Consider the following 4,530-nt stretch of genomic DNA (forward strand, 5'->3'; position numbering starts at 1 on the left):
TGTTCTGCTGTTTTACCGTGTCGTTGAAACGACTGATCTCAGTATCTATACCTTTCCTGCGCATCTGCGTGACCTTGCTACCCTCATGGATAGTGGCTTGTAGCTGATTACCTTGATCGACATAGCTGCGGTGGTCGATTCTTTCCCGATACCCTGCATGTTCGAGGGCATGATTCGCTAGGTTTGCCCAGGTGGAACGGATCTGTTTAATTTCTTCCTGGCTTGTTCCCATACCTAGTGTTTTTCTTTTGGTATTACTTAACTCAATATCGGCTTTATCTTTAAGAACTAAATTCTGCTCTGGATCTAATTCGGCCTTGCGCGTTGTTAGTAAGATATGTGCATGATGATTTTTATCACTGCCATTCTGACTAGGTGCATGAATGGCTAAATCCGCGATTACTCCATAACGGTCTACTAAAGATTGCGCAAACTCTTTGGCCAGTTCTTTTCGTTGTTCCTCATCTAATTCATCAGGCAAAGCAATCACCCATTCACGTGCTGTTCGGGCATCTTTTCGGTTCTCTGATTTTTCTGCCATATTCCAGACTTGGCTTCGGTCTAATTCAATATCCAAATTAGAAATAATTTCGGTATAAACCACACCTTCTTTTCTCGTAAAGTCGTGCGTTAATCCTGTCCGTTCATCTTTCAATTTTTCTCCTGCACGATAAGCCATAGATGCAACCGCAGTTCGTCCCGAACTTCGGTTAACAGTCTTCGTCGTACAGTGATAAATTGCCATGCCTTAGCCTTGTGATGGTTTTGCTTTTGCTTTTAAAAATTGCGTAGCGATTTTTGGGGTTAAGGGGATTCCCCTTACGCAAACTTTGACTTGGATGAAATCCAAGTCGTAAGTGCGCATTTCATGAAAAACACGATAGCATATAGCCCGCTTGAATTTCAATTCATAGGGCCTTATGCTTGAGTGATTTTCTATATCCCGAAATCTGAATCATGACAAAAGCTGCTGACAATCTCGAAAAGAAAATCGAAGCCCAGTTAGAAAAACTGAAACAGCTAAAGGCTCGTAAACAGGCTATCGAAGCTAGAGAAAAATCGAAGCAAAAAGAGCAGGAAAGAAAGGACGATACTCGGCGTAAAATTTTGCTCGGTTCTTATTTAATTAAAAAGATGCAAAGTAATGAAGCCAATAAAGAAAAAATACTGGCTGAACTTAATGAATATTTAACTGAAAATAGAGATCGACAGCTTTTTGACTTACCAAATATTGAGGAAAATTAATTATGAATAAAGCCGATTTAATTGCCAAATTAGCACCTAAATTAAATATTAATCAAGACGAAGCAAGAGTTGTTCTTAATTCTGTTCTTGAAGTCATTACAGAAGCCCTAGTTGAAGAAAAAAATGTCTGATTAGTTGATTTTGGTACTTTTTCAGTAAAACAACGTGCAGAAAGAATGGGGCACAATCCTAAAACTGGAGAAAAGCTTAAAATTGAAGCTAAGGAAATCGTCACTTTTAAACAAGGCAAGGCTTTGGGAGAGAAATTTATTGTTAAGCCAAAGCAAAAAAACAAAGTTAAGAAGAAAGCCTAATTTTTCTTAGCTCTTTGTTTTTCTTGTTCGGCTTTATACTCTGGAATTAGCTCATTTAAGATCTTTTGGATATTTTCTATATCTTCGATCTGCAAATTATCCCGATAGTAAATTAAGTCCTCTATTTTGCTTTCCATCTGCATTTTTTCGGTGGGTGCGGCTTTTTTGATATTCGGGATAATAGGAAGATATAACCGCATATATTTTCCCTCGCAATTTCATAATTAACGATGTCGAGGTATTCAGCTTGAGTGCCTTGAAATTCTTCTAATAGGTTAGTTAATTTCATCATGCTTGAAACCCTGCTTTTTCTAAACATGGATAAAGCTCTCTGAACTTTTCAGGCTCTAAAAGCATGTCAGCGATACGAATAGCAAATTGCTGAAAGCTTTCCGTACCTTGTGAGTATTTGCTCATTTCGGGCATTTCAGACATTTTATTGGCAAATAAGTGGCGCTGAGCATCGGTCATTTTGATGAAAAAATCAGGGGTATTGGGATCAGGTTTAATTTCAATTTTCGGCTGTGTTTTTTGCTTAAACCTGAATGAAAACCCAGTGATGGTACGCCCTTGCTTATGCTGTTCATAAGTAGTTTTTATATCCGTATGCTCATTGATCTGGGTAATAGCTGTGTCTAATACACGGTTTTTAAAATGATGCATACGTTGATATTCATCATCTTCAACACCTAAATTTTTACGTAATTGTTGCAGTTCAAAAATTGGTGTTTTACCAACCTCACGCCAGGCGATTAATAATTCATAAAGTCTGGTGGCGTACTTACTGGTTAAGTGTGCAACTTGTTTGGCTTCGTATTTCGTAAAATGTTCTTCTAATCGAGTGATTAACGGCACTACGTCAGGTGCGAAAGTAATTTCTAATAGCGCTAAGTCATCTACATAAAAAATACGACTAACCCAACGAGAGCGAACAACACCCACTTTCCCTGTTTTTTTGTATTCTGCTGTATAGCTAAACTGTCTATTAAATAGATTGTTTACAGCTTCTTTTAGAGCTTTATAGGATGCATCTACCGATACATTAAAGAGCTTCGCATAATCACTAGCATGTATTTCTAGCTTGCTATCTGCCGTGATGCCCTGTCCTAATTCCCTTGCATTAATTATCGCCAGCATAATTAAACGCTGTTCTGTTAGTTCTAAATTATAACTGGCGTTTATTAATGCATTATCTTTCACAACTAAACCATTCTTCATATTAAATACACGTTATTATTAATGTGTATTTAAACACTACATATAATATGTGTGTAAATCAAGAGAATTTGTGTGCTTATACAAGAGAATTTGTGTGCTTATACAAGAGAATTTGTGTGCTTATACAAGAGAATTTGTGTGCTTATTGAGAGTCAAACCCTCTGATACCAATGCTTTCATAGGGTCTAAAAGCATTTAAAAGCTTTAAAAATAATTAAAAGCCTTTCAGCAGGGGAGTGGAACTGCCCTATGTACTCGCTAAAGCTCGTACTCTATTGAAGCTCGTTCCTCGCTTCGTGGGGCAGTTTTTGGTTAATCCTGTTTGTGAAATCTAAAAGAAAAAGCATTGGTAATGTATTCGCTCCGCTCATACTTTTTGAAAAGCAAAAGCTCCAAAGTTCGCACCCATTCGGGATGCTCTGTACCTACCGTTTAAAATCGAAAGGGAGCTTGTAATCAGAGAAAAGACGAGCGTGAAATTTTGATGATGCTCAATCGCTCGTAGACACTCGCTCGGTTCTTATTATCTAGGTTTTAATTATTTAATGGAGCTAATCAAAGTTGTGAAACATTGCTTAAATAATAGGCGTGGAACGTGAAAAATCATAAAAAAAAAGCCCACCTTGGGGAGGTTGGGCAAAAAAGAAACTACAGAATTGAATTTTTACACTTTTTGTATAGGGTGCAGATGCTACCTTAATATTACCTCTTATTGTTGAAAGGATCATCCCTCCATTCTTTATATAATGAATAGATCAACCAAACGGCTAATATAAGTAATAAAAGTATAGCTATAAGATATAAATCCATGGTTAATAACACTAAAATTATATTTAGCAATTACACATTTATTAACAAATATTAGCAATTACTTTACAAAAAAAAAACTGGATTTAAAACCAATTTTTTAAAACATTGCGAAAATATAAAATCTGATAAGCAAAATAAAAAGTAAAGCTCGATACTTTGAGACATGGCTATTGCCATATCTCAAAGTCGAGCCACTTTGCGCTAGTCGGTATCGACAAGATTTCTAGAAGAACCAAGCAAAGTATTTAGTTGGTATTATTTAGGATCAATAACACAGTAATCCTTATTCGTTCCATGACAGTCATTTTTCATAACTCGGACGCATGATTTACCATTACAGTTTTTAATATCGAGTTTATAGCTTTGATCTAGCCAAGCTGCTTCAGCACGACGTTGTTTGATCTCATCAAAACTTGGAATAAATAAAAATATAAAAGACAGGAAAACTAATACCAGACTAAGGAAAATTGCACACAACAAGGCAATAAATCTGTAGTTCAATTTATCGGTGGCTTTATCTAACTCCTGAATACGACCTTGAAGGGCATGTGTAGCTTCCTGATTTGCGTTATTTAGGGTCTTTTTGCTCTGTTCTAGCACCCCACTAGCTACCTTATTGTAAAACGTCTCTAATCGCTTGTTATCGTCTGCTATGGCTTCTCTATATTCCTTCATGGAGGCTAATAGAATATACAACTGATCATCTAAATCATTTTGGCTGCTCATAGCGATGGTCCACTTCTCTTCATGCTCTTGCGGTGTTTCTGCTTCATGGCTTGTTCTTGCTGTAGCTTCAATTGCTGTTTACGTTCCAGTTCTAGGCGTTTAACTTCCTGTGCTTTCTTCCATTGCTCAAAGCCTTGCTCAACAAGGTTGAACCCTTGTTCTAAGGTTTTTTCTTTATGCTGTTGTTTGTTTTGGAGCTGTTGGCTGTTCTGTTGGC

The 4,530-nt window shown here is 36.9% G+C and carries 4 protein-coding genes and 3 pseudogenes; 2 read left to right on the top strand and 5 right to left on the bottom strand.

Annotated features, from left to right (window positions below; translation table 11 throughout):
• A partial coding sequence (mobQ, locus tag R5R67_RS18850; RefSeq protein WP_318755154.1) for a MobQ family relaxase occupies positions 1-745 on the bottom strand: 745 nt, incomplete at its 3' end.
• Positions 746-957: 212 nt separating this feature from the next.
• Here mobQ and R5R67_RS18855 point away from each other — a divergent pair.
• A complete protein-coding gene (locus R5R67_RS18855; protein ID WP_318755155.1) occupies positions 958-1,245 on the top strand; it encodes a mobilization protein in 288 nt (95 codons plus the stop codon).
• A gap of 2 nt (positions 1,246-1,247) precedes the next feature.
• A pseudogene (locus tag R5R67_RS18860) lies at positions 1,248-1,559 on the top strand (HU family DNA-binding protein).
• Here the strand turns inward: R5R67_RS18860 and R5R67_RS18865 are convergent.
• From R5R67_RS18865 to R5R67_RS18880, 4 genes and pseudogenes are all read right to left on the bottom strand, one after another.
• Positions 1,556-1,851, bottom strand: a pseudogene (locus tag R5R67_RS18865) (hypothetical protein). The pseudogenes R5R67_RS18860 and R5R67_RS18865 sit on opposite strands and share 4 nt — an antisense overlap.
• Entirely contained in the window at positions 1,848-2,777 is a 930-nt protein-coding gene (repM, locus tag R5R67_RS18870) for a replication initiation protein RepM (RefSeq protein ID WP_318755156.1), read from the bottom strand. The pseudogene R5R67_RS18865 and the gene repM overlap by 4 nt, the downstream one beginning before the upstream one ends.
• 1,065 nt (positions 2,778-3,842) lie before the next feature.
• A complete protein-coding gene (locus R5R67_RS18875) occupies positions 3,843-4,313 on the bottom strand; it encodes a hypothetical protein (protein ID WP_318755157.1) in 471 nt (156 codons plus the stop codon).
• Positions 4,310-4,530, bottom strand: a pseudogene (locus R5R67_RS18880) (mobilization protein); the annotation flags it as partial. The pseudogene R5R67_RS18880 and the gene R5R67_RS18875, both read right to left, overlap by 4 nt.

The sequence above is a fragment of the Acinetobacter sp. OYA S30 genome (assembly GCF_033599315.1).
GTDB lineage: Bacteria > Pseudomonadota > Gammaproteobacteria > Pseudomonadales > Moraxellaceae > Acinetobacter > Acinetobacter baumannii.

Coding starts and splice junctions, on each gene's coding strand:
- repM (WP_318755156.1), bottom strand. CDS start 2,777: ATGAAGAATGGTTTAGTTGTGAAAGATAATGCATTAATAAACGCCAGT.
- R5R67_RS18855 (WP_318755155.1), top strand. CDS start 958: ATGACAAAAGCTGCTGACAATCTCGAAAAGAAAATCGAAGCCCAGTTA.
- R5R67_RS18875 (WP_318755157.1), bottom strand. CDS start 4,313: ATGAGCAGCCAAAATGATTTAGATGATCAGTTGTATATTCTATTAGCC.